A 20,060-nucleotide genomic window follows, 5' to 3' on the forward strand; every position below is an offset into this window, starting at 1 on the left:
TCAAAACTGAACAGCAACCGTTAATGTTTCATTCCCTAGGAATGAATTCCGAAAATATCCTTAGAAAGGAGGTGATCCAGCCGCACCTTCCGATACGGCTACCTTGTTACGACTTCACCCCAATCATCTATCCCACCTTCGGCGGCTGGCTCCATAAAGGTTACCTCACCGACTTCGGGTGTTACAAACTCTCGTGGTGTGACGGGCGGTGTGTACAAGGCCCGGGAACGTATTCACCGCGGCATGCTGATCCGCGATTACTAGCGATTCCGGCTTCATGTAGGCGAGTTGCAGCCTACAATCCGAACTGAGAACGGTTTTATCGGATTAGCTCCCCCTCGCGGGTTGGCAACCGTTTGTACCGTCCATTGTAGCACGTGTGTAGCCCAGGTCATAAGGGGCATGATGATTTGACGTCATCCCCACCTTCCTCCGGTTTATCACCGGCAGTCTCCTTAGAGTGCCCAACTAAATGATGGCAACTAAGAACAAGGGTTGCGCTCGTTGCGGGACTTAACCCAACATCTCACGACACGAGCTGACGACAACCATGCACCACCTGTCACCGTTGTCCCCGAAGGGAAAACTGTATCTCTACAGTGGTCAATGGGATGTCAAGACCTGGTAAGGTTCTTCGCGTTGCTTCGAATTAAACCACATGCTCCACCGCTTGTGCGGGCCCCCGTCAATTCCTTTGAGTTTCAGTCTTGCGACCGTACTCCCCAGGCGGAGTGCTTAATGCGTTAGCTGCAGCACTGAGGGGCGGAAACCCCCCAACACTTAGCACTCATCGTTTACGGCGTGGACTACCAGGGTATCTAATCCTGTTTGCTCCCCACGCTTTCGCGCCTCAGTGTCAGTTACAGACCAGATAGTCGCCTTCGCCACTGGTGTTCCTCCAAATCTCTACGCATTTCACCGCTACACTTGGAATTCCACTATCCTCTTCTGCACTCAAGTTCCCCAGTTTCCAATGACCCTCCCCGGTTGAGCCGGGGCTTTCACATCAGACTTAAGGAACCACCTGCGCGCGCTTTACGCCCAATAATTCCGGACAACGCTTGCCACCTACGTATTACCGCGGCTGCTGGCACGTAGTTAGCCGTGGCTTTCTAACAAGGTACCGTCAAGGTAGCGCCAGTTACTACGCTACTTGTTCTTCCCTTGCAACAGAGTTTTACGAACCGAAATCCTTCTTCACTCACGCGGCGTTGCTCCATCAGACTTTCGTCCATTGTGGAAGATTCCCTACTGCTGCCTCCCGTAGGAGTCTGGGCCGTGTCTCAGTCCCAGTGTGGCCGATCACCCTCTCAGGTCGGCTACGCATCGTCGCCTTGGTGAGCCGTTACCTCACCAACTAGCTAATGCGCCGCGGGTCCATCCTATAGTGATAGCCGAAACCATCTTTCAACTTCCAACCATGTGGTTCAAAGTATTATCCGGTATTAGCTCCGGTTTCCCGAAGTTATCCCAGTCTATAGGGTAGGTTACCCACGTGTTACTCACCCGTCCGCCGCTAACGTCATTGGAGCAAGCTCCAAATCCATTCGCTCGACTTGCATGTATTAGGCACGCCGCCAGCGTTCGTCCTGAGCCAGGATCAAACTCTCCATAAAAGTAGTTTGAAAGCTCATTTGCTTTGCTAGCGATTCTAACAATTAAGTTAGAAATCTTTTTTGCTTCATTTAAGAAGCTATATTCATTAACGTTGCTTGTTCAGTTTTCAAGGTTCATGTTGTTTCGTTTGTCGCGTCATCTCTTGGCGACTCACTTATAGTAACATCGTATTGTTATAATCGTCAACACTTTTTCATAAGTTTTTTATAGAAATACGTTTCTAACACATAGAAAGAGGGTATCCCAACATGTTTAAAGTATTGGTATCACTGGCTTTATGTATGATTATTGTTTTCTTTTATTTCGATGAAAAAAATAGTATTTTACCTGTTTTTCAGTTAACAGAAGCACCAACAGTTATTACTAAAGGTCAATATGGAGCTAGCTTAATTGTTGAAGTAAGTTATTCTCACGAAGGATTTGAGGAATGGGTTGCTTCGTTATCAAAACCATATCCACTCTTTTTAGTAGATACAGATTGGATACTACGTAGTCCGGAAGCGGTAAAACTACTAATAGAACGAAATATCCCTTTAGGTTTGCTAGGTTCTACACAAAGTCAATATGAAGAAAAGGATTCACTATTAGATAGTCAACTTACGATTTTTCAAAAAAACTTCCAGCAATCGCCTCTTTGGTTTGCTACACGGGATTACACGGTAGGTGAAGCAATGCAGCAAACTTTACACGAACGCGGTATCAATATAGTTGCCCCTACTTATTCCTTTGTTACTCCAAACACTACTACAGTAGATGGCGATTTTATCAGCATCCCTTTACACCGAGACCAAGAAGTTTCTTTTCAGGAAATACAACAATATCTAAAAACCCACCCATTTGTATCAATAGAACAAAATTTATTTGGTTATGATATTGCAACTAAACGCTTACCATAAAAAAGGAATGTCCCAGAATTACTTCTCGGACATTCCTTTTCTTATGCTTTGGCCACGTTTGTTGTTTCTTTTCTTACTTTGCGGCGTTCTTCTAGTTTTTTTCGATCTGCTTCTGACTGCGAATTGTATTTTGGCAACATCAAAATTTGGAATGCATTAACCGCTACTAATGGGAATAATAATAGCGCTACATATACATCAATATTATCTTGGCGTCCCACTAATGCAATAATCCACTCTAATGATGTAACAACAATCATAAAGAACATTGTTGAAATGAGTACATGTGGTTTTTGAGTCATCTTTACTTTTTTGATGGCTGTCAGTATTGCTGCTCCCACCAAAACAACAAGAAGAGTACCATAGATAATCCAGTCAACAGCTGTTTCTGCACCAGGAGCGAAACGGAATACAATAATATCTACTAATACTACGAGAATTAACACTACTTGTACCCAATTCCACAAAGTTAATGATCTAAAAATATTTACCCCAACTTGGTGTAATGTTAAATATGCAAAGAAACCAGCCTGTGCCATCACACTCATCGTAAATCCTAAAATAATATTCCAAATGACTGCCGCCAAAAATTCGGTAATCTCACCGTTCGTTAAATATGGTTGGTAAAAGTCCCAACGAATTATTAACGAGGCAACTGCATTAACTAAGCCACCAATTAACAACGCCCAAAAAGCGAATTTAACCCAGTTTCGTATCGTCACGAACATACCTCCATTTTTTTAATACACTTGTATATTTTAACAACACCATAATAAAAAAGCGACCTTGCTTAAAGCTTATTACATAATTTTTATAAAATTGTGAACAATAAATGAAAGCACTTTAGGTCATTTTGCTTTGTTATTACAATGTGGAAAGGACGGATTTTGATGCGACATTTTTTCATTTTGCTGATACTTGCACTTTCACTCGCCGGCTGTAGTGATGCTAAATCAACAACACTTTCCTATGAAGAAGTGAAGAAAATTATGGTCGATGCCATACAAACGGAGGAAGGTAAAAAGGCCATTCGTCAGTTGTTCGAAGATAAAAGCTTTCGTGAGCTCCTCATTTTAAATACTGAAGAAATCAAAAAAGCCACTGAGGAAACTTTACTCTCAAAAGAAGCAGCCGACTTTTGGATGACAACCTTTGAAGACCCGAAATTTCAAGAAACTTTTGCTAAAAGTATGCAAAAGCAGCAAGAGGATTTAATGAAAAAGTTATTAAATGATGCCTCCTACCAAGAAGACTTAACCTCCTTTTTTGGTCAACCCGATATGCAAAAACAGCTCGAGACAATTTTAAAGGGTGCTGTTATGCGGAAAGAACTTGAAAAAGTAGTTATGGAAACGATTGAAAACCCACTCTTACAATCGAAATGGCAGGAGCTTGTAAAGAAAAGCAGCGGCGAGCAGGAAGACGACTCAAAGAAAAAAGAAGGGGAGTCTGGTGCAAAAAAAGAAGAGGCATCTTCGCAATGAAGAGCCTCTTTATAAAAGCTTTATTTCGCTAATGAATCTACAATGCCTTGAGCAATTTGTAAATAATTTTTTCCTATTGAGTGTTCCGCTGCATAAATTGAAGGTGCAAAATCTTCCTCTGTCCAATCAGGCTGACCAAGCGGAATTTGTCCAAGTAAATTAGTACGTAATTCGTCAGCAAGCTTCGGACCGCCGCCCTGACCGAATACGAACTCTTTTTCACCAGCTTTATTTTCATACCAAGCCATGTTTTCGATAACACCTAAAATATCATGGTTTGTTTGTAATGCCATTGCCCCTGCACGTGCTGCTACGAATGCAGCTGTTGGGTGCGGCGTTGTTACGACAATCTCTTTTGAAGCCGGTAGCATTTGATGAATATCAAGCGCTACGTCACCTGTACCTGGTGGTAAGTCTAATAGTAAGTAGTCTAAATCGCCCCAATCAACATCGCGGAAGAACTGATCTAACACTTTACCTAGCATTGGTCCGCGCCATACAATTGGTGCGTTGTTTTCTACGAAGAAGCCCATAGAAATTACTTTTACACCTAAACGCTCTACTGGGTAAATACGGTCGTCTTTTACAACTGGCATTTCTGTAATACCCATCATATCAGGTACAGAGAAACCGTAAATATCCGCATCGATTAAGCCCACTTTTTTGCCTAAACGTGCTAAAGCAACTGCCATGTTAACCGATACTGTTGATTTTCCTACGCCACCTTTACCCGAAGCAATCGAAATAAATTGCACGCTTGATAATGGTGATAAAATATCTTGTGCTTCCGCTTCTGTTGCTTGTCCGCGGAATGCTTTTAATACTTCTTGAGGTAACTCTTCAAAACGAATCCCCACAGAAGCCGCGCCATTCTCTTTTAGCACCTCAACAATTTTCATTTGAAGTTGCATTTGCTCAGGCGTATTTGTTTTTGCAATCGCAATACGAACGCTTACGTGCTCTTTTTCTGCTTTAATTGAAACGTTTGTTACACCTTTTGTTTCTGCTAATGATTTATGTAAAAACGGATCTTGTAATTCGCCTAATAGGTCTCGGACTTGTTGCTCGTTTAACACATCAAACACTCCCCTAGAATGAAATTTCTATAGTTAGTATATCATAATCGCTTCGTATTGTTATTACATGTTGCCTAGTCGAATGCTGCATGCACGTAATTCTCGATGCCGCGTGCAATTGCAAATGCCATTTTGTCTTGGTAATTTTCACTAGCAAGTAAGTTTCGTTCCTCTTCATTACTTAAAAAGCCTGTCTCCACTAATACAGCAGGTACTTCTGCCTTCTTCAGTAAATAGACTTCCTTAATCGACAATGCCTCGCGCGTCGTGTTTTCCAATGTTTCACGAATTGTTTGCTGAATCGCCTTCGCTAAATCCTCGCTACTAGCATGACCAGACTTATGATAAAACACTTGTGCGCCGCGCCACTTACTATTTGGGATAGCATTGGCATGAATCGTAATAAATAAATCCGGCTCATGTTGCTTTACTAACGCCTCTCGTAAGAAAATATCCTGTTTTTTACGTTCACGATTCGTTGGGAAATCTTCATTTGGTGCATGTTCATTTAATACGTCTCCATCTGTCGTCCGCGTTAAAATCACTTCGGCACCCAAACGTGTCAGCTGCCGCGCTACCTTATTTGTTATTGCTAACGTAATTTCCTTCTCCACTACATCACCATTCGACGCACCACCATCTAAGCCACCGTGCCCTGCATCGAGCATAATTTTCATACCACCTAATGGCTCAGGCAAAAAAAATCGTTTATCCGATGCGCTCGTTTCATAAACAACGACCATCATCGAACAAAACATTACAAATATCAGTGCAAGCCAACGCCTCAAAAAAACACCGCCCTTTTTGCCTACTATACGCAACAGGGTGGTCGTTTATTCAAATTGATTTAGTTTACCATTAGTTGCTGCTGCAGTGATGCATAAAATCCACGTGCCTGCATTAATGAGACATGATTGCCTTGTTCTAAAATTTGACCATCTTGAATCACTAAAATTTGATCAGCGTTTTCAATTGTCTTCAAGCGGTGTGCAATGACAAAACTTGTACGTCCTTGCATTAAATTATTCAAGCCTTTTTGAATATGCACCTCAGTCATCGTATCTACACTCGAAGTCGCTTCATCTAAAATTAAAATATCTGGGTCTTCTAAAATCGCTCGTGCAATTGCGATTAACTGACGCTGCCCCTGACTTAAATTCAACCCACCACTCGTCAGAGCGGTATCATACTGCTCTGGTAAATATTTTATGAAATTATGTGCACAGGCAATTTTCGCCGCATCTTCTACCTCAGCATCCGTTGCACTAAGCTTCCCAAATCGAATATTTTCACGAACAGTCCCTGAAAATAAATACGTATCTTGCAGAACAACGCCCACATGGTCGCGCACATTGTTCATTTTAAAATTTACAATCGGCTCACCATCTAATAATATTCGTCCACCCGTTGCATCGTAAAAGCGTGTTAGTAGCTGAATAATAGTTGTTTTCCCAGAACCTGTTGGGCCAACAATGGCAATTGTTTCACCCGCTTTTGCTGTAAAATCAATACCCTTTAACACCGGCTTGTCCTTCTCATAACCAAACTGGACTTGTTCGAACACGACATCACCATTTAATTTCACTTTTTCTTTCGCATTCGGGATATCTGCAACTTCCCGAGCCTCATCTAAAACTTCAAACACACGCTCCGAACCGGCAATGGCTGACTGAAATGTATTCAGTAAGTTCGATAATTGATTAATCGGGCGGAAAAATTGGCGCGTATACGTTACAAACGATGCAATAATTCCAATCGACAGACCGCTCGTTACCGCCATTATGGCACCAGTACCAATAACCAAACTTAAGCCTAAATTATTCATAAAATTATTGATTGGTCCCATAAAGCCCGAAATAATATCGGCACGCATCGCAGAGCCGCGCAGCTTTTCATTTGCTACGTTGAATTCCGCTAATGTTGCTTTTTCTTTACTGAACAGCGTAATAATGTCGGCATTAGAAATCGTTTCTTCGATATAGCCGTTCAAATTCCCTAAATCACGCTGACGCTCCTTATAGTTCACGCTACTACGCTTAATAATTTGCTTCGACGCCCATACGATTAGCGGAATAATTGTTAACGTTACAAGGGCCAGTCGCCAATCTAAATAAAACAATGCAAATGCCGTCCCGACAATTGTTAAGAAGCTCGAAACAATTTGAATCACACTTTGCGACATGGCAGCATTTAGGTTTTCAATATCATTTGTCATACGGCTCATTAAATCGCCCTGCTGCTTTTGATCGAAAAACGCCAGTGGTAATGCTTGATATTGTTCAAATAGCTGCTGACGCAAACGGCGAATTGTTCTTTGGGAAACACGAATCATCACAAACTGCTGTGCCCATGTTAAGAAAGACGATGCCGTATAAATTCCTGCTAAGATGAGCGCCATTCGAATTGCACCTGATACGTTGAATTTCACGATATAGTCGTCAATTGTTTTCCCAATCATATACGGACCAATTAAGCTCAGTAGCGTACTAATAATTACAAAAACGACAACGGTCATCAATTCAACGCGTTGAATACGCAAGTAACCCCAAATACGCAGTAACGTTTGCTTTTGATTTTTCGGCTTTACTATCGGCCCTGTTAAGCGCCCCTGTCTAGCCATTGGTGACGAAGGTCCTCCTTGATGTCTATTCACCTACAGTCACCCCTTTTTCTGCCTGCGTTCTCGCCATTTCTTGATACAATGAGCTCGTTTTTAGTAATGCCTCATGCGTTCCTTGTGCAACGATTTCTCCGTCATCCATAACAAAGATTTGATCTGCATGACGAATCGATGAAATTTTTGACGACACGACAAACTTTGTAGCCTCCGTAAATTTAGAGTTAATGGCATTTTGAATCGTTTTCTCAGAAATACTATCAACCGCGCTTGTGACATCGTCTAAAATTAATATTTGCGGTTGGCGGATGAAAGCGCGTGCCATAGCAAGACGCTGCTTTTGACCACCCGATAGATTCGTCGCCCCTTGTGTTAATTCATGCTCGGTATAGGCTGGTAATTTATTGACGAATTCTTGAGCATTGGCCGCTACTAACGCTTCTAAAACATCTTGCTCAGTTGCTTCCGTTTTACCGAAACGTAAATTTTCAGCAATTGTCTTTGAAAACAGTGTTGCCTTTTGCGGTGCATAGCCAATTGCCGCGCGTAAATGTTGTAAATCATAGTCTTTAATATTCCTACCATCAATTTTGACCTCACCTTGATCGACATCAAATAGTCGTGGTAGCATTTTCACTAATGTTGATTTTCCACTACCAGTCATCCCGATAATGCCAACTGTTTCGCCCACGTTTACATGGAAGCTCACATTTTTCAATACCGCTTCTGTCTCTTTTACATATGAAAAATGTACGTTTTCAAATTTCACGCTACCTTGGATAGGATACTTGGCCACATTTTTGGGACTGGTTAACTCTGTTTGCTCTTCAAGCACTTCGACAATTCGCTCTGCACTTGGAATCGCGCGTGCTAATTGAATGAGTACGTTTGCTGAGCTTGTTAAACCTTGCATAACCATCATTAAATAGTTGATAAACGCTAGTATCACACCGACTTGTAACGCATTGTTATCGACCTTAATTGCACCCATCCATAATGCTGCGACAATTCCTAAGTTTACGATGAACATTGTAAGCGGACCTAATGTCCCAATAATTTGATCAGCCATCATACTGCGCCTCATCAACTGTGTATTCACATCTTCAAACTGCTCGATTTGGTGGTCTTTGCGATTATACGCTTTAATAACACGAATACCGGCTAAGTTTTCTTGCACCTTCGAATTTACTTGATCGACTACCTTTTGCACTTTATAGAACAACTTCCCCGAAAGCGCTGTAAAGTAATACATGAAAAACGCTAAAACTGGCACAACAACTAATAATATTGGGAATAGCTCACGTGCCGTAATAAAAACAATAACAATCGCCCCGATAAACATCATTGGTCCGCGCACAAAAATTTTCAGCAGCATCGTTAATGCACGCTGAAGCATTTCAATATCACTCGTTAAATTCGTTACCAGTTTACCGAGCGTAAATTTATCCTTACTTTTATTTGAGAAATAAGTAATCGTTTCATATAAGTCATGACGTAAATCCGTCGAAAAATTGACCGCTGTCCGGGAGGCATAGATTGAGCATCCTACACCTCCAATCAGACCAATCAATGACGTAGCTAGCATCAGACCAAACATTTTTACGATATATGACGTATCACCTTTTGCGATGCCATCGTCAATAATATGCTTTAAAATGGTTGGTTGTAATAAATCCATCCCAACTTCGATAAGCATCATAACCGGTGCAATAATGGCAAAAAGAATATACGGCTTTACGTATTTCGATAATTTCCAAACTGCCTGCATAAATTCCGTTCACTTCCTTAATATCAATTACGCCGGCGTAATTGCGTCCAGGTTTTTTTCAAACTCGCTTGAAAAACTCCCCTAAAAAATCTGTGACATCCGCCGGGGCTTGGGCCAACACGATGTTGGTCACTTAGGCGTTGCCGCACGATGCGGCGCTCTTAGCCTAAGTTCACCTGTTCAGCCGTGGTTTGAACCCCACTTATAGAAATAGGGGACTTCTATACCTGTCGCTTTGCTTATAGAACAAAAGATTTTGCTGAATCAAGTTAAAAACCTCAGTCTTCCTGTTGAACATTTTCTAAAATTTCATTGAGCTGGAATAGCGCAACAAAATCATTCATAATCGCTTCTGTAGCCTTTAACTCCCCTGCAATAACAGGATGAATCGACTGCAATTCTGGTACTGCTAACTGTTTCTTTAATGTATCGCGCTTTGTTTCTAGCTGACGATAAAATTCTAACGCACGCCCACGCCGAAATGTTTGTGCCCCTTTATAGCGTGGCGAGCATTCCCCTTCACCACGTCGTCCTCTTCCTTCTGGTCGCATAAATATCCACCTCACACTTCCAATTATCGATGAATACAATTGTATACGAATGTATTCAACTTTGCTAGTAATATTATTTTCTATTAACTAATATTAGAGAAATTTGACCTCCCCCATTTCCACTTATAATAATTTGGTATATAGTAGAGGGGATTCAGGGATTGAACGAATTATTTGATAATAAGGTTATTCAAATAGAAGGAGTGAATAGGATGAATCCGAAATTAAAAGTCATTGTTGATTCAATTGATTTTTATCAAGCTACATATCCCGAAGATGCCTGTATATTGATTTTTGATACGGAAAAAGTCATTGGCTACAAACGTGGGAAAAAGGTCGATTTAAAAATTACTCTTAGCGAAACAGTAGAACAGCACCGTAACACAACAAGTGTACGTGCAATGAGAAGTGGCAAAATTTTGCGCGAAGAACGCAGTGCTGAAGGTTTTGGCTTCCCTTACATCGCTTCATCAGTACCAGTCGTTGATAATGGAAAAGTTGTTGGAGTTGTAACAGGGGTTATTTCAAACTTCCGTGTCAGCAATATGCGCATCGTTGCAGAAGAACTTTCTGCCGCTGTACAAGAAATGTCGGCCACTACCGAACAGCTTGCACATGCTAGTTCTGATGTTTCAAATCGTATCGAAGAGCTGTCACAATACGCCGAGCTGATGAATGGGAACATCCAACAAATTAACTCCATTGTAAATGCTGTGAAGGATATCGCAATGCATTCGAAAATTTTAGGATTAAACGCTTCCATCGAGGCCGCTCGCTCTGGCGAACATGGTAAGGGCTTTGCAGTTGTCGCCAATGAAATTCAAAAAATGGCACAAAATAGTACCGATAGCGCCAACAATATTGCTAAGCAGCTTGTGGATATTACAGATTCAATTGAACATATTAATGCCTATACAAAACAAATTTCATCGTTCACTGAAGAATACACAGCGAGTATGCACGAAATGAGTGAAGGCTACACAAGCATCAATAAAATTGGACAAAAGCTACTCGATCTTGGAGAAGTTAACCATTAATTTTTTGCCCTTTTATGAAAGCACTTTCTCAACCGAGAGTGCTTTTTTTGCGCCTTTCTCTCAAAAAGGCTACGATACATATAATGACTTTTATTAAGGAGTTTCCAATGAAAAAAGTTACGAGTGATATCCTACAATTTAAAGGTTCACATTATGATTTTGGCGTTTATCAAGGTGAGCTATTAAAACGGTCGCCTCTTTTAAAAAATCGGGAATCGATGTACAAACGCTTCACACAAAAGTTCACCGTAGATGCACCACATATCAAACACTTATTGAATACATTTGCACCGCACATCACGGATGAAATCGAGGGACTTGCCTATGCGCTTGCCTTCACCGAAAAACAAGCACTATTGCACTTCGCCGGCTACTATGCCAACATCAAGAGTGGCTGCTCGATTACTACTAACCCTCGCTACATGATTCGTAATTACGATAATGCGCCAAGCTCTTACGATGGACGCTTTGTGTTCTTTGCCCCAACGGATTCGGGTTTTGCATCCATGGGACCAACAATGCAAGTTACCGGGCGAATGGACGGATTAAACGAAAAAGGGTTAGCAATTGGCTATAATTTCGTCAATACCAAAAACAACGGAGACGGCTTTGTTTGTAATATGATCGGTCGCATACTACTTGAGCGTTGTGAATCAGTAGACAGTGCCATTGGGCTACTACGCGACATTCCACACAAACATTCATTTAACTATGTATTACTTGATGCAACTGGGAACTCAAAAATCGTCGAGGCATCCCCCCGTCATGTTGCCGTACGTGAAAATATTGCCTGTACAAATCATTTTAATATTCTACTAGAAGAAAACCGGTACCGAATGGAAGACTCACTTGCACGTGAACAAGTCATTTCAGATGCACAACAGAACGTGCTAACAACACAAGAAGCCTTTAAATTAATGAACGGGATTGAACGAGGTGTGTTTGCAACAAAGTATGGGGCTTGGGACGGTACACTCCATACAGCTGGTTATCTACCAAGTGAGCGTAAGGCTATTTTTGCGCTTGGTGGTAATGCATTGCCGGTACTCTTTGATTTGGATGGATGGCTTCAAGGAAAGCGCTTAATGATTACAAAGTTAAAAGGTGTGCTTGATGCCAATGAAGGCTTTGCAAATATGTAGAAGAATTCAGCAAAACCCAACTCGTGCGAAAATAACGCGAGTTGGGTTTTTCCGTATGTAGATTATTCTAAAAAATTTATACTTTCCTAACCCTTCTCCAACTTTTTAGAATCTAAAAGAAAAAAACCCTCTCTCGAATATACGAGAAAGGGTTTTGAAAAACGTTGATATAATCGAATGATTAACGTTTTGAGAACTGAGGTGCACGACGAGCGCCGCGTAAACCTGGTTTTTTACGTTCTTTCATGCGAGAGTCACGAGTTAATAGACCTGCAGCTTTTAAAGCTGAACGGAAGTCTGGGTCAACTTGTAATAATGCACGAGCGATACCGTGACGGATTGCTCCAGCTTGACCTGTGAATCCACCACCGTTTACGTTAACGTGAACGTCATAAGAACCTTTAGTTTCAGTTGCTTCTAATGGTTGGTTGATGATTAAATGTAAAGTTTCGTATGGTAGGTAATCTGCAACATCACGGTTGTTGATTACTACTTTACCTTCGCCTGGTACTAAACGTACGCGAGCAGTTGAGCTTTTACGGCGACCTGTGCCGATGTATTGTACTTGTGCCAAAGTTATTTCCTCCTATTGTAATTTATTTATTAACCACGTAGCTCGTAAGCTTCTGGTTTTTGTGCAGCATGTGGATGCTCAGAACCAGTGTAAACGTTTAATTTACCAAACATTTGACGACCTAAAGAGTTCTTTGGAAGCATACCTTTGATTGCTAATTCTAACATTTGTACTGGGTACTTTTCTTTCATTTCACCAGCTGTACGTTGTTTTAAACCACCAGCGAATTGAGTGTGACGGTAGTAAATTTTCTTTTGTAATTTGTTACCTGTTAACTCAATTTTGTCAGCGTTGATGATGATTACGTGATCACCTGTATCAACGTTTGGTGTGAAAGTTGGTTTATGTTTACCGCGTAAGATAGAAGCTACTTCAGAAGCTAAACGACCTAATGTTTGGCCTTCTGCGTCAACTACTAACCATTTACGTTCTACTTCTTGACCTTTAGCCATGAAAGTTGTGCGCATGTTTGTATCCTCCTAATCGATATAAAATTACCGTTATTTTTCATTATATACACTTATAAGTTTTCGGGGCTTATTTTGTGGTGGTAATGAAAATACCATACATCATCATATAATAACCACATTCATAAGTCAAGATATTTAATTGAACACCTGGAGATGTTGTTAACACCTTTTGTAGTGCCTTTTTCAATCATTTTTAAATATAAAAACACTATTTTCCGAAAAAATTTTTTCATTTATTCATAAAAAACTTGTTCTAAATATAAGCCATGTGCAGGCGCTGTTTTACCAGCATTTGCACGGTCCCTTGAAACAATTGCCTGTGCAACAGAATCCACATCACGACGCCCCGTACCTACTTCCCACAACGTGCCTGCAATAATGCGCACCATATTGTATAAGAAGCCTGTACCTGAGATCGTCATATGAAGTTCTTCGCCGTGCCAAGCAAGCTCTAACCCATGCACCGTACGCACCTTATCAACGACACTCGTATTCGCCGCGCAAAAGCAGCTAAACTCATGTGTACCGATAATGGCACCAGCCGCACGTTGCATCGCTTCTACATTAGGCTCAATACCATTTGCCTCAACTGTGTAATGACGACGAAATGGGCTTTGTACAGCGCTACAATCCCAAATGTAACGATAGCGCTTGCCTGACACATCAAAGCGCGCGTGAAAATCATCCGCAACTTGTTCCACCGCTAATACACGAATATCACGCGGTAGCTGCACATTTAATGCCTTCTGATACTTTTCAACAGGAATCTGAAGTGTCGTATCAAAATGAATAACCTGGCCAGTCGCATGTACACGTGCATCGGTACGACCGCTTGCCGTAATTTTCACGCTATCACCCTTATGCATCTTCGCTAATACTTTTTCGATTTCAAGCTGAACGGTACGCTCGCCAGGCTGCACTTGATAGCCAGCAAACTGCGTACCATCATAGCTAATTGTTGCTCTTAGTCTCATCATGATTCTCCTAGCTACGTAGCATAAATAGCACAACGGCAACTGCCACAAGTAGCGCTAAACTAATTGTGTCTTTCGTCATCCATTTTAGCTGACGATATTTCGTACGTCCCTCACCACCACGATAGCCACGTACCTCCATCGCTGTTGCTAAATCCTCTGCACGTTTAAACGCACTGACAAATAGCGGTACTAATAGTGGCACAACCGCCTTTAAACGATCTTTTATTGGCCCGGCACTTAAATCCGAGCCACGTGCCATCTGTGCCTTCATAATTTTATCTGTCTCATCCATCAATGTAGGAATAAAGCGCAATGAAATCGACATCATTAACGCCAGCTCATGCACCGGCAGTTTGAAACGTTTAAACGGATTCAACAATGTCTCTAGCCCGTCTGTTATCGAAATAGGTGAAGTCGTTAACGTTAATATCGACGTCATAAATACGAGCATTAAGAAGCGCATCGAAATGAACACCCCTTGACGCAAGCCCTCTTCATAAATTTTCATAAAGCCTAAATCTAAAATAACGGCTCCCTCTTTTGTCATTAGTAAATGCAAAATCAACGTGAACATCATTAAAAAGATGACCGGCTTGAGCCCATTAATTAAAAAGTACAAACGGATTTTAGATAGCAATATAACAAAAAGCGTCAATGCCAATAAAATTGCATATGTTATGACATTGTTTGCTAAAAACACGACAATAATAAACGCAAAGACAAATAACAATTTTGAACGTGGATCCAGCTTATGTACAAATGACTCCCCTGGAATGTAACGACCAAAAATCATTTTTTCCATCATGCCTCATCACGCCCCTTTCGAACAGTAAGGCCAATTTCAAGTGCCAACTCTTCTTCCGTTAAGCATGTTTTAACAAGTTGCTTCCCTATCATTTTCTCTACTTGGCGCTGGAATTTTACTACACGTGGTGGCTCTAAATGATATTTTGCAAGCAACTGCTCATCTCCAAAAATATCCCTTGGCTCACCAATTATTACACAGTTACCTTCATGCATGATGGCCACTTGATCAGCATAACGTGCCGCGTCTTCCATACTGTGCGTTACAAGAATCGTCGTTAAACCCTTTTTTTGATGTAATTCATAAAATAAGCCCATAATCTCTTTTTGACCACGAGGATCAAGCCCAGCAGTTGGCTCGTCTAAAACGATGACTTCTGGCTCCATTGCTAGCACTCCTGCAATCGCCACACGACGCATTTGCCCTCCTGATAAATCAAACGGCGACTTTTCTAAAATGCTTTCTGGTAAGCCTACAAGCGTAATTAGACTTCGTGCCCGTTTTTCGGCCTCTTGTTGTGAAACACCGAAATTCATAGGTCCAAATATAATATCCTTTAAAACCGTTTCTTCAAATAATTGATGCTCAGGAAATTGAAAAACAATACCTACCTTTTGACGAATTGACTTTAAGTCTTTCGCTTTTTTTTCGGCTTCAATTATGCGGTCGCCAATTTTGACTGTACCTTCTGATGGCTTTAATAACCCGTTAAAATGCTGCAATATCGTCGACTTACCAGAACCCGTGTGTCCAATAATGGCTTGATATGTACCACTTTTAATCGATAAGTTCACATCATGTAATGCGTACTTTTCAAACGGTGTGCCCTTCGAGTAGGCATAGCTTACTTGTTGAAGTTGGATGTCCATAAATCATTCACCAGCTCTTCTTCTGTCATATGTTTCCCCACAAGCTGTATACCATGTGCTTGTAAGAGGTTTGTCATTTTCATCGCAAACGGTAGATCGAGCCCAAACTTCACAAGCTCTTCTCCTAATGCAAAAATTTCTGACGGTGTGCCTTGCGCATACTTTTTGCCTTCATTCATAAAAATAATGCGATCTGCTAACATTGCCTCTTCTAAATCATGTGTAATCGCTAGTACAGTTAAGCCAATTTCTTCACGAAGCGCTTGTACGATCGTTAGTACTTCTTCACGCCCTTGTGGGTCCAACATTGAAGTCGCCTCATCTAAAATTAAAATTTGTGGCTTCATCGCTAATGCCCCTGCAATCGCGACACGCTGCTTTTGACCACCTGATAAATGATGCGGCTCATGGTTGATATAGCCTTCCATTTTCACTTGCTGTAAGGCTTCCTTTACACGCTGTACCATTACTTCATGGGGTACGCCATTATTTTCTAATGAAAACGCGACATCATCTTGCACTGTAGCACCGACAAATTGGTTATCTGGATTTTGAAACACCATACCCATTTGTGCACGGATGTCCCAAATATTCTCTTCCGTTAACACATCACGCTTAATACGTATTTCGCCTAACTGAGGGAATAACAAACCACTCATTAGCTTAGCTATCGTCGATTTACCTGAACCATTGTGTCCGACAATCGCAATCCATTCCCCTTTATTGATTGAAAACGTCACATCTTCCACAGCGTTACGTACTTTCTCGTCATCCGGTGTATAAGAAAATGTCACATTGTTAAATGATAAAATCTCATCCGTCATCTTCTTGTGAAGCTCCTTCCCGTTTGTCATCTATTCAATTTAAGGCTTCTATTACCCAGGAAATAACAAATACTATCGACATATATAAAAATAAAGCACGTTTTCAAACAAGTTTTGCCGCAAATGGCCACCTATTTAAACGTACTTTATGTTTGCATATGTATCGGAATTTAGGGGCTCAATCCTTCATTCCAAAATAAAAAAGCGCGCACCTCATTCAGAGAAATGCGCTTGTCGTTACATTTACAAAACACCTGGGTGCTCAAGCCCTGATATTTGTTGAATGAGGTGCGGAGAGCTAAACGAGACGCCTAAGTTACCTTACCGCTCATCATAACGCTCAGCTTAATTATTGTCGTATAAATCAATTACTTCTTTCCAGTAAACTGTAAGAAGTTAAAAAAGAGGGGTGCGGGTTCAACCGGTGAACCGGACACCCCTCTCACCCGTATGTTAAGAATTAAACTAATTCGATAACTACTACTGGTGCGCCGTCTCCACGACGAGGACCTACTTTAAGGATGCGTGTGTAACCACCTTGACGCTCCGCATAACGAGGTGCGATATCATCAAATAGTTTTTGAAGTGCGAAAACAGTTTTTTCTTCTTCGCCTTCACCAACTGTTACTAGCTCACGACGGATGAATGCTGCCGCTTGACGACGAGCGTGTAAATCACCGCGTTTACCTAAAGTAATCATTTTCTCAACAGCTTTACGAGTTTCTTTTGCACGCGCTTCTGTAGTTTCGATGCGCTCGTTGATAATTAAATCAGTAGCTAAGTCACGTAATAATGCTTTACGTTGAGAACTTGTACGACCAAGTTTTCTGTAACCCATGGACGTTTCCCTCCCTTTTAAATATATCTGATCTAGCTAAAATTTTATATTTCTTCGCTTAGTCTTCTTTACGTAATCCTAAACCAAGCTCTTCTAACTTATGCTTAACTTCTTCTAAAGACTTACGACCAAGGTTACGAACCTTCATCATGTCATCTTCTGACTTATTAGCTAACTCTAATACCGTATTGATACCAGCGCGCTTTAAGCAGTTATAAGAACGAACAGAAAGATCAAGCTCTTCGATAGTCATCTCTAATACTTTTTCTTTTTGATCTTCTTCTTTTTCGACCATGATTTCAGCAGTTTGTGCCTCATTAGTCATGCCTACGAAGATATTTAAGTGTTCAGTTAAAATTTTCGCTCCAAGTGAAATCGCCTCTTTAGGACCGATGCTTCCATCTGTCCATACATCAAGTGATAACTTGTCGTAGTCAGAATTTTGTCCAACACGAGTGTTCTCTACTTGGAAGTTGACGCGTGAAACTGGAGTGTAAATAGAGTCGATCGGGATCACGCCGATAGGAAGATCCTCACGTTTGTTTTGATCAGCAGGAGTATAACCACGGCCACGTTGAGCGTACATACGCATACGTAAATGTCCGTTTTTAGCGATCGTTGCGATATATAGGTCTGGGTTTAAAATTTCTACATCACTGTCATGTGTAATGTCAGCAGCAGTAACCGTACCGTCACCCTTTACATCAATCTCAATAACTTTTTCTTCGTCAGAGTAGATTTTTAAAGCTAGCTTTTTCACGTTTAAGATGATTGAAGCAACATCTTCTACAACGCCTTCTACAGTTGAGAATTCGTGTAATACGCCATCAATTTGAATTGATGTTACAGCAGCTCCAGGTAAAGAAGACAGAAGGATACGACGTAAAGAATTCCCCAAAGTATTACCATATCCGCGTTCAAGCGGTTCTACAACAAATTTGCCGTATTTGGCATCTTCGCTAATCTCCACTGTTTCAATCTTTGGTTTTTCAATTTCGATCATTCCAATTTACCCTCCTTCAAAACATCTAATGTATAGGTTATACCATCATAGTTGTTAATCTAAGTTAGATTTTATAATGCACAAGACTTATTGTACAAGTAACATGATGTAACTAGAAGTAATTATACCCCTAATTTTCACCTATTACACACGACGACGTTTTGGCGGACGGCAACCGTTATGTGGAACTGGAGTAACGTCTTTAATAGCTGTTACTTCTAATCCAGCCGCTTGAAGTGCACGAATTGCAGCTTCACGACCTGAACCAGGACCTTTAACTGTAACTTCTAGAGACTTTAAACCGTGCTCCATAGAAGTTTTTGCAGCTGTTTCAGCAGCCATTTGAGCTGCGAATGGAGTAGATTTACGTGAACCACGGAAACCTAAAGCACCAGCTGAAGACCATGATAACGCGTTACCTTGCGCATCAGTGATCGTTACGATTGTATTGTTAAATGTAGAACGGATGTGTGCAATACCGTTTTCGATATTCTTTTTCACACGACGTTTACGAGTTTGTTGTTTACGAGCCATGTTAAGAAGGAACCTCCTTTACTTAATTATTTTTTCTTGTTCGCTACAGTCTTACGAGGACCTTTACGCGTACGAGCGTTGTTTTTCGTGTTTTGACCACGAACTGGTAAACCACGACGGTGACGGATACCACGGAATGAAGCGATTTCCATTAAACGTTTGATGTTTAAAGAAACTTCACGACGTAAGTCACCTTCAGTTTTGTATGAAGCTAATTGTTCACGGATTAGGTTTAATTGATCTTCTGTTAAGTCTTTTACGCGAGTACTTTCGTCAATACCTGCAGCAGCTAATACTTTTGAAGAAGTCGTTTTACCTACACCGTAGATGTAAGTTAATGAGATTACAACGCGTTTGTCGCGAGGAATGTCAACACCAGCAATACGTGCCATTCGTTAGTGCACCTCCTTGATTAATTATCCTTGTTTTTGTTTGTGTTTAGGATTTTCACAGATTACCATTACTTTACCGCGTCGGCGAATTACTTTACATTTTTCGCAGATCGGTTTCACAGATGGTCTCACTTTCATCTAACCTAACCTCCTTAATAGTCCGGAGTGCAAAAGATTATTTAAAACGGTATGTGATACGACCGCGAGTTAAATCATAAGGAGATAACTCAATAGTAACCTTATCTCCAGGTAGGATACGGATAAAGTGCATACGAATCTTTCCAGAAACGTGTGCAAGCACAGTGTGCCCATTTTCTAATTCTACCTTAAACATCGCGTTTGGCAAAGTCTCAACAACTGTCCCTTCGACTTCAATTACATCGTCTTTCGCCATCTTCCAAGTCTCCCTTCTATATGTTAGTGTCAAAAAACTCATGCGAGCTCTTCCAACTGTTTTTCTTCTAAATAAAGTAAGAAACAACTCGTTTCAACATATGTTTTGGATTGCATGAGAGATGTACAATAAGACGCTCGTCTGGTTTCGCTTCACACAATCCATGGAAAAACAGATTCTTTTAAGAACCGC

Annotated in this window: 22 protein-coding genes and 1 rRNA gene; 4 read left to right on the top strand and 19 right to left on the bottom strand. The window is 41.0% G+C overall.

Going from position 1 to position 20,060, the window contains the following annotated elements; genetic code table 11:
* Positions 1–64: 64 nt before the first annotated feature.
* Positions 65–1,616, bottom strand: a 16S ribosomal RNA gene (locus tag O7776_RS19495).
* A 249-nt stretch (positions 1,617–1,865) separates the two neighbouring features.
* Here O7776_RS19495 and O7776_RS19500 point away from each other — a divergent pair.
* Positions 1,866–2,513 (top strand): hypothetical protein, encoded by a 648-nt coding sequence (locus O7776_RS19500; protein ID WP_274308536.1) that lies wholly within the window; start codon positions 1,866–1,868, stop codon positions 2,511–2,513.
* Positions 2,514–2,554: 41 nt separating this feature from the next.
* Here the strand turns inward: O7776_RS19500 and O7776_RS19505 are convergent, their stop codons facing one another.
* Complete coding sequence (locus tag O7776_RS19505; RefSeq protein ID WP_274308537.1) at positions 2,555–3,235, bottom strand: KinB-signaling pathway activation protein; 681 nt, start codon at positions 3,233–3,235, stop codon at positions 2,555–2,557.
* 168 nt (positions 3,236–3,403) lie between these two features.
* Between O7776_RS19505 and gerD the strand changes: the two genes are divergently transcribed.
* Positions 3,404–3,997: a spore germination lipoprotein GerD gene (gene gerD / locus O7776_RS19510; RefSeq protein WP_274308538.1), complete on the top strand. Its 594-nt coding sequence runs from the start codon at positions 3,404–3,406 to the stop codon at positions 3,995–3,997.
* Positions 3,998–4,017: 20 nt separating this feature from the next.
* Here the strand turns inward: gerD and O7776_RS19515 are convergent, their stop codons facing one another.
* The 5 genes from O7776_RS19515 to O7776_RS19535 all read right to left on the bottom strand — a co-directional run bounded on the left by O7776_RS19515 (position 4,018) and on the right by O7776_RS19535 (position 10,009).
* A complete protein-coding gene (locus O7776_RS19515) occupies positions 4,018–5,073 on the bottom strand; it encodes a P-loop NTPase (RefSeq protein WP_274308539.1) in 1,056 nt (351 codons plus the stop codon).
* Positions 5,074–5,147: 74 nt separating this feature from the next.
* A complete protein-coding gene (locus O7776_RS19520; protein ID WP_274308540.1) occupies positions 5,148–5,861 on the bottom strand; it encodes an N-acetylmuramoyl-L-alanine amidase in 714 nt (237 codons plus the stop codon).
* Between the two features lie 59 nt (positions 5,862–5,920).
* Positions 5,921–7,693, bottom strand: coding sequence for an ABC transporter ATP-binding protein (locus tag O7776_RS19525; RefSeq protein WP_274310551.1), 1,773 nt, complete (start codon positions 7,691–7,693; stop codon positions 5,921–5,923).
* 25 nt (positions 7,694–7,718) lie between these two features.
* On the bottom strand, positions 7,719–9,458 hold the full coding sequence (locus O7776_RS19530; RefSeq protein WP_274308541.1) for an ABC transporter ATP-binding protein: 1,740 nt from the start codon (positions 9,456–9,458) through the stop codon (positions 7,719–7,721).
* A gap of 278 nt (positions 9,459–9,736) precedes the next feature.
* Positions 9,737–10,009, bottom strand: coding sequence for a 2-keto-3-deoxygluconate kinase (locus O7776_RS19535; protein WP_274308542.1), 273 nt, complete (start codon positions 10,007–10,009; stop codon positions 9,737–9,739).
* A gap of 212 nt (positions 10,010–10,221) precedes the next feature.
* On the opposite strand from O7776_RS19535, the gene O7776_RS19540 reads away from it, so the two are divergent.
* Positions 10,222–11,046 (top strand): methyl-accepting chemotaxis protein, encoded by an 825-nt coding sequence (locus tag O7776_RS19540; RefSeq protein ID WP_274308543.1) that lies wholly within the window; start codon positions 10,222–10,224, stop codon positions 11,044–11,046.
* A 107-nt stretch (positions 11,047–11,153) separates the two neighbouring features.
* Entirely contained in the window at positions 11,154–12,188 is a 1,035-nt protein-coding gene (locus tag O7776_RS19545; RefSeq protein WP_274308544.1) for a C45 family autoproteolytic acyltransferase/hydrolase, read from the top strand.
* A 181-nt stretch (positions 12,189–12,369) separates the two neighbouring features.
* Here O7776_RS19545 and rpsI read toward each other — a convergent pair whose 3' ends face one another.
* From rpsI to infA, 12 genes are all read right to left on the bottom strand, one after another.
* Positions 12,370–12,762 carry a 30S ribosomal protein S9 gene (rpsI, locus tag O7776_RS19550; RefSeq protein WP_241370766.1) on the bottom strand — a complete coding sequence of 131 codons (393 nt, stop codon included), beginning with the start codon at positions 12,760–12,762 and terminating at the stop codon, positions 12,370–12,372.
* Between the two features lie 29 nt (positions 12,763–12,791).
* Positions 12,792–13,229 (bottom strand): 50S ribosomal protein L13, encoded by a 438-nt coding sequence (gene rplM, locus O7776_RS19555; protein WP_274308545.1) that lies wholly within the window; start codon positions 13,227–13,229, stop codon positions 12,792–12,794.
* A 236-nt stretch (positions 13,230–13,465) separates the two neighbouring features.
* On the bottom strand, positions 13,466–14,209 hold the full coding sequence (gene truA / locus O7776_RS19560) for a tRNA pseudouridine(38-40) synthase TruA (protein ID WP_274308546.1): 744 nt from the start codon (positions 14,207–14,209) through the stop codon (positions 13,466–13,468).
* A gap of 7 nt (positions 14,210–14,216) precedes the next feature.
* Complete coding sequence (locus tag O7776_RS19565) at positions 14,217–15,014, bottom strand: energy-coupling factor transporter transmembrane component T family protein (RefSeq protein WP_274308547.1); 798 nt, start codon at positions 15,012–15,014, stop codon at positions 14,217–14,219.
* Positions 15,011–15,883, bottom strand: coding sequence for an energy-coupling factor ABC transporter ATP-binding protein (locus O7776_RS19570; protein ID WP_274308548.1), 873 nt, complete (start codon positions 15,881–15,883; stop codon positions 15,011–15,013). The genes O7776_RS19565 and O7776_RS19570 overlap by 4 nt, the downstream gene beginning before the upstream one ends.
* Entirely contained in the window at positions 15,859–16,707 is an 849-nt protein-coding gene (locus tag O7776_RS19575) for an energy-coupling factor ABC transporter ATP-binding protein (RefSeq protein WP_274308549.1), read from the bottom strand. The genes O7776_RS19570 and O7776_RS19575 overlap by 25 nt, the downstream gene beginning before the upstream one ends.
* 460 nt (positions 16,708–17,167) lie before the next feature.
* The gene (gene rplQ / locus O7776_RS19580) at positions 17,168–17,545 is read right to left on the bottom strand and encodes a 50S ribosomal protein L17 (protein WP_008406715.1); all 378 of its coding nucleotides are present in this window, start codon (positions 17,543–17,545) and stop codon (positions 17,168–17,170) included.
* Between the two features lie 58 nt (positions 17,546–17,603).
* On the bottom strand, positions 17,604–18,548 hold the full coding sequence (locus O7776_RS19585; RefSeq protein WP_008406717.1) for a DNA-directed RNA polymerase subunit alpha: 945 nt from the start codon (positions 18,546–18,548) through the stop codon (positions 17,604–17,606).
* A gap of 144 nt (positions 18,549–18,692) precedes the next feature.
* Positions 18,693–19,082: a 30S ribosomal protein S11 gene (gene rpsK / locus O7776_RS19590; RefSeq protein WP_241370760.1), complete on the bottom strand. Its 390-nt coding sequence runs from the start codon at positions 19,080–19,082 to the stop codon at positions 18,693–18,695.
* Between the two features lie 26 nt (positions 19,083–19,108).
* Positions 19,109–19,474, bottom strand: a complete 366-nt coding sequence (gene rpsM / locus O7776_RS19595) for a 30S ribosomal protein S13 (protein ID WP_241370759.1) — start codon at positions 19,472–19,474, stop codon at positions 19,109–19,111.
* Between the two features lie 24 nt (positions 19,475–19,498).
* Complete coding sequence (gene rpmJ, locus O7776_RS19600) at positions 19,499–19,612, bottom strand: 50S ribosomal protein L36 (protein ID WP_000868344.1); 114 nt, start codon at positions 19,610–19,612, stop codon at positions 19,499–19,501.
* 37 nt (positions 19,613–19,649) lie between these two features.
* Positions 19,650–19,868, bottom strand: coding sequence for a translation initiation factor IF-1 (gene infA / locus O7776_RS19605; RefSeq protein ID WP_016839390.1), 219 nt, complete (start codon positions 19,866–19,868; stop codon positions 19,650–19,652).
* Between the last annotated feature and the right edge of the window lie 192 nt (positions 19,869–20,060).

The organism is Solibacillus daqui, assembly GCF_028747805.1.
Classification (GTDB): Bacteria; Bacillota; Bacilli; order Bacillales_A; family Planococcaceae; genus Solibacillus; species Solibacillus daqui.

Coding starts and splice junctions, on each gene's coding strand:
- O7776_RS19500 (WP_274308536.1), top strand. CDS start 1,866: ATGTTTAAAGTATTGGTATCACTGGCTTTATGTATGATTATTGTTTTC.
- rpsK (WP_241370760.1), bottom strand. CDS start 19,082: ATGGCTCGTAAACAACAAACTCGTAAACGTCGTGTGAAAAAGAATATC.
- infA (WP_016839390.1), bottom strand. CDS start 19,868: ATGGCGAAAGACGATGTAATTGAAGTCGAAGGGACAGTTGTTGAGACT.
- rpmJ (WP_000868344.1), bottom strand. CDS start 19,612: ATGAAAGTGAGACCATCTGTGAAACCGATCTGCGAAAAATGTAAAGTA.
- O7776_RS19540 (WP_274308543.1), top strand. CDS start 10,222: ATGAATCCGAAATTAAAAGTCATTGTTGATTCAATTGATTTTTATCAA.
- rplQ (WP_008406715.1), bottom strand. CDS start 17,545: ATGGGTTACAGAAAACTTGGTCGTACAAGTTCTCAACGTAAAGCATTA.
- O7776_RS19545 (WP_274308544.1), top strand. CDS start 11,154: ATGAAAAAAGTTACGAGTGATATCCTACAATTTAAAGGTTCACATTAT.
- O7776_RS19585 (WP_008406717.1), bottom strand. CDS start 18,548: ATGATCGAAATTGAAAAACCAAAGATTGAAACAGTGGAGATTAGCGAA.
- O7776_RS19535 (WP_274308542.1), bottom strand. CDS start 10,009: ATGCGACCAGAAGGAAGAGGACGACGTGGTGAAGGGGAATGCTCGCCA.
- O7776_RS19530 (WP_274308541.1), bottom strand. CDS start 9,458: ATGCAGGCAGTTTGGAAATTATCGAAATACGTAAAGCCGTATATTCTT.
- rpsM (WP_241370759.1), bottom strand. CDS start 19,474: ATGGCACGTATTGCTGGTGTTGACATTCCTCGCGACAAACGCGTTGTA.
- O7776_RS19525 (WP_274310551.1), bottom strand. CDS start 7,693: ATGGCTAGACAGGGGCGCTTAACAGGGCCGATAGTAAAGCCGAAAAAT.
- gerD (WP_274308538.1), top strand. CDS start 3,404: ATGCGACATTTTTTCATTTTGCTGATACTTGCACTTTCACTCGCCGGC.
- O7776_RS19575 (WP_274308549.1), bottom strand. CDS start 16,707: ATGACGGATGAGATTTTATCATTTAACAATGTGACATTTTCTTATACA.
- O7776_RS19565 (WP_274308547.1), bottom strand. CDS start 15,014: ATGATGGAAAAAATGATTTTTGGTCGTTACATTCCAGGGGAGTCATTT.
- rplM (WP_274308545.1), bottom strand. CDS start 13,229: ATGCGCACAACTTTCATGGCTAAAGGTCAAGAAGTAGAACGTAAATGG.
- O7776_RS19570 (WP_274308548.1), bottom strand. CDS start 15,883: ATGGACATCCAACTTCAACAAGTAAGCTATGCCTACTCGAAGGGCACA.
- truA (WP_274308546.1), bottom strand. CDS start 14,209: ATGATGAGACTAAGAGCAACAATTAGCTATGATGGTACGCAGTTTGCT.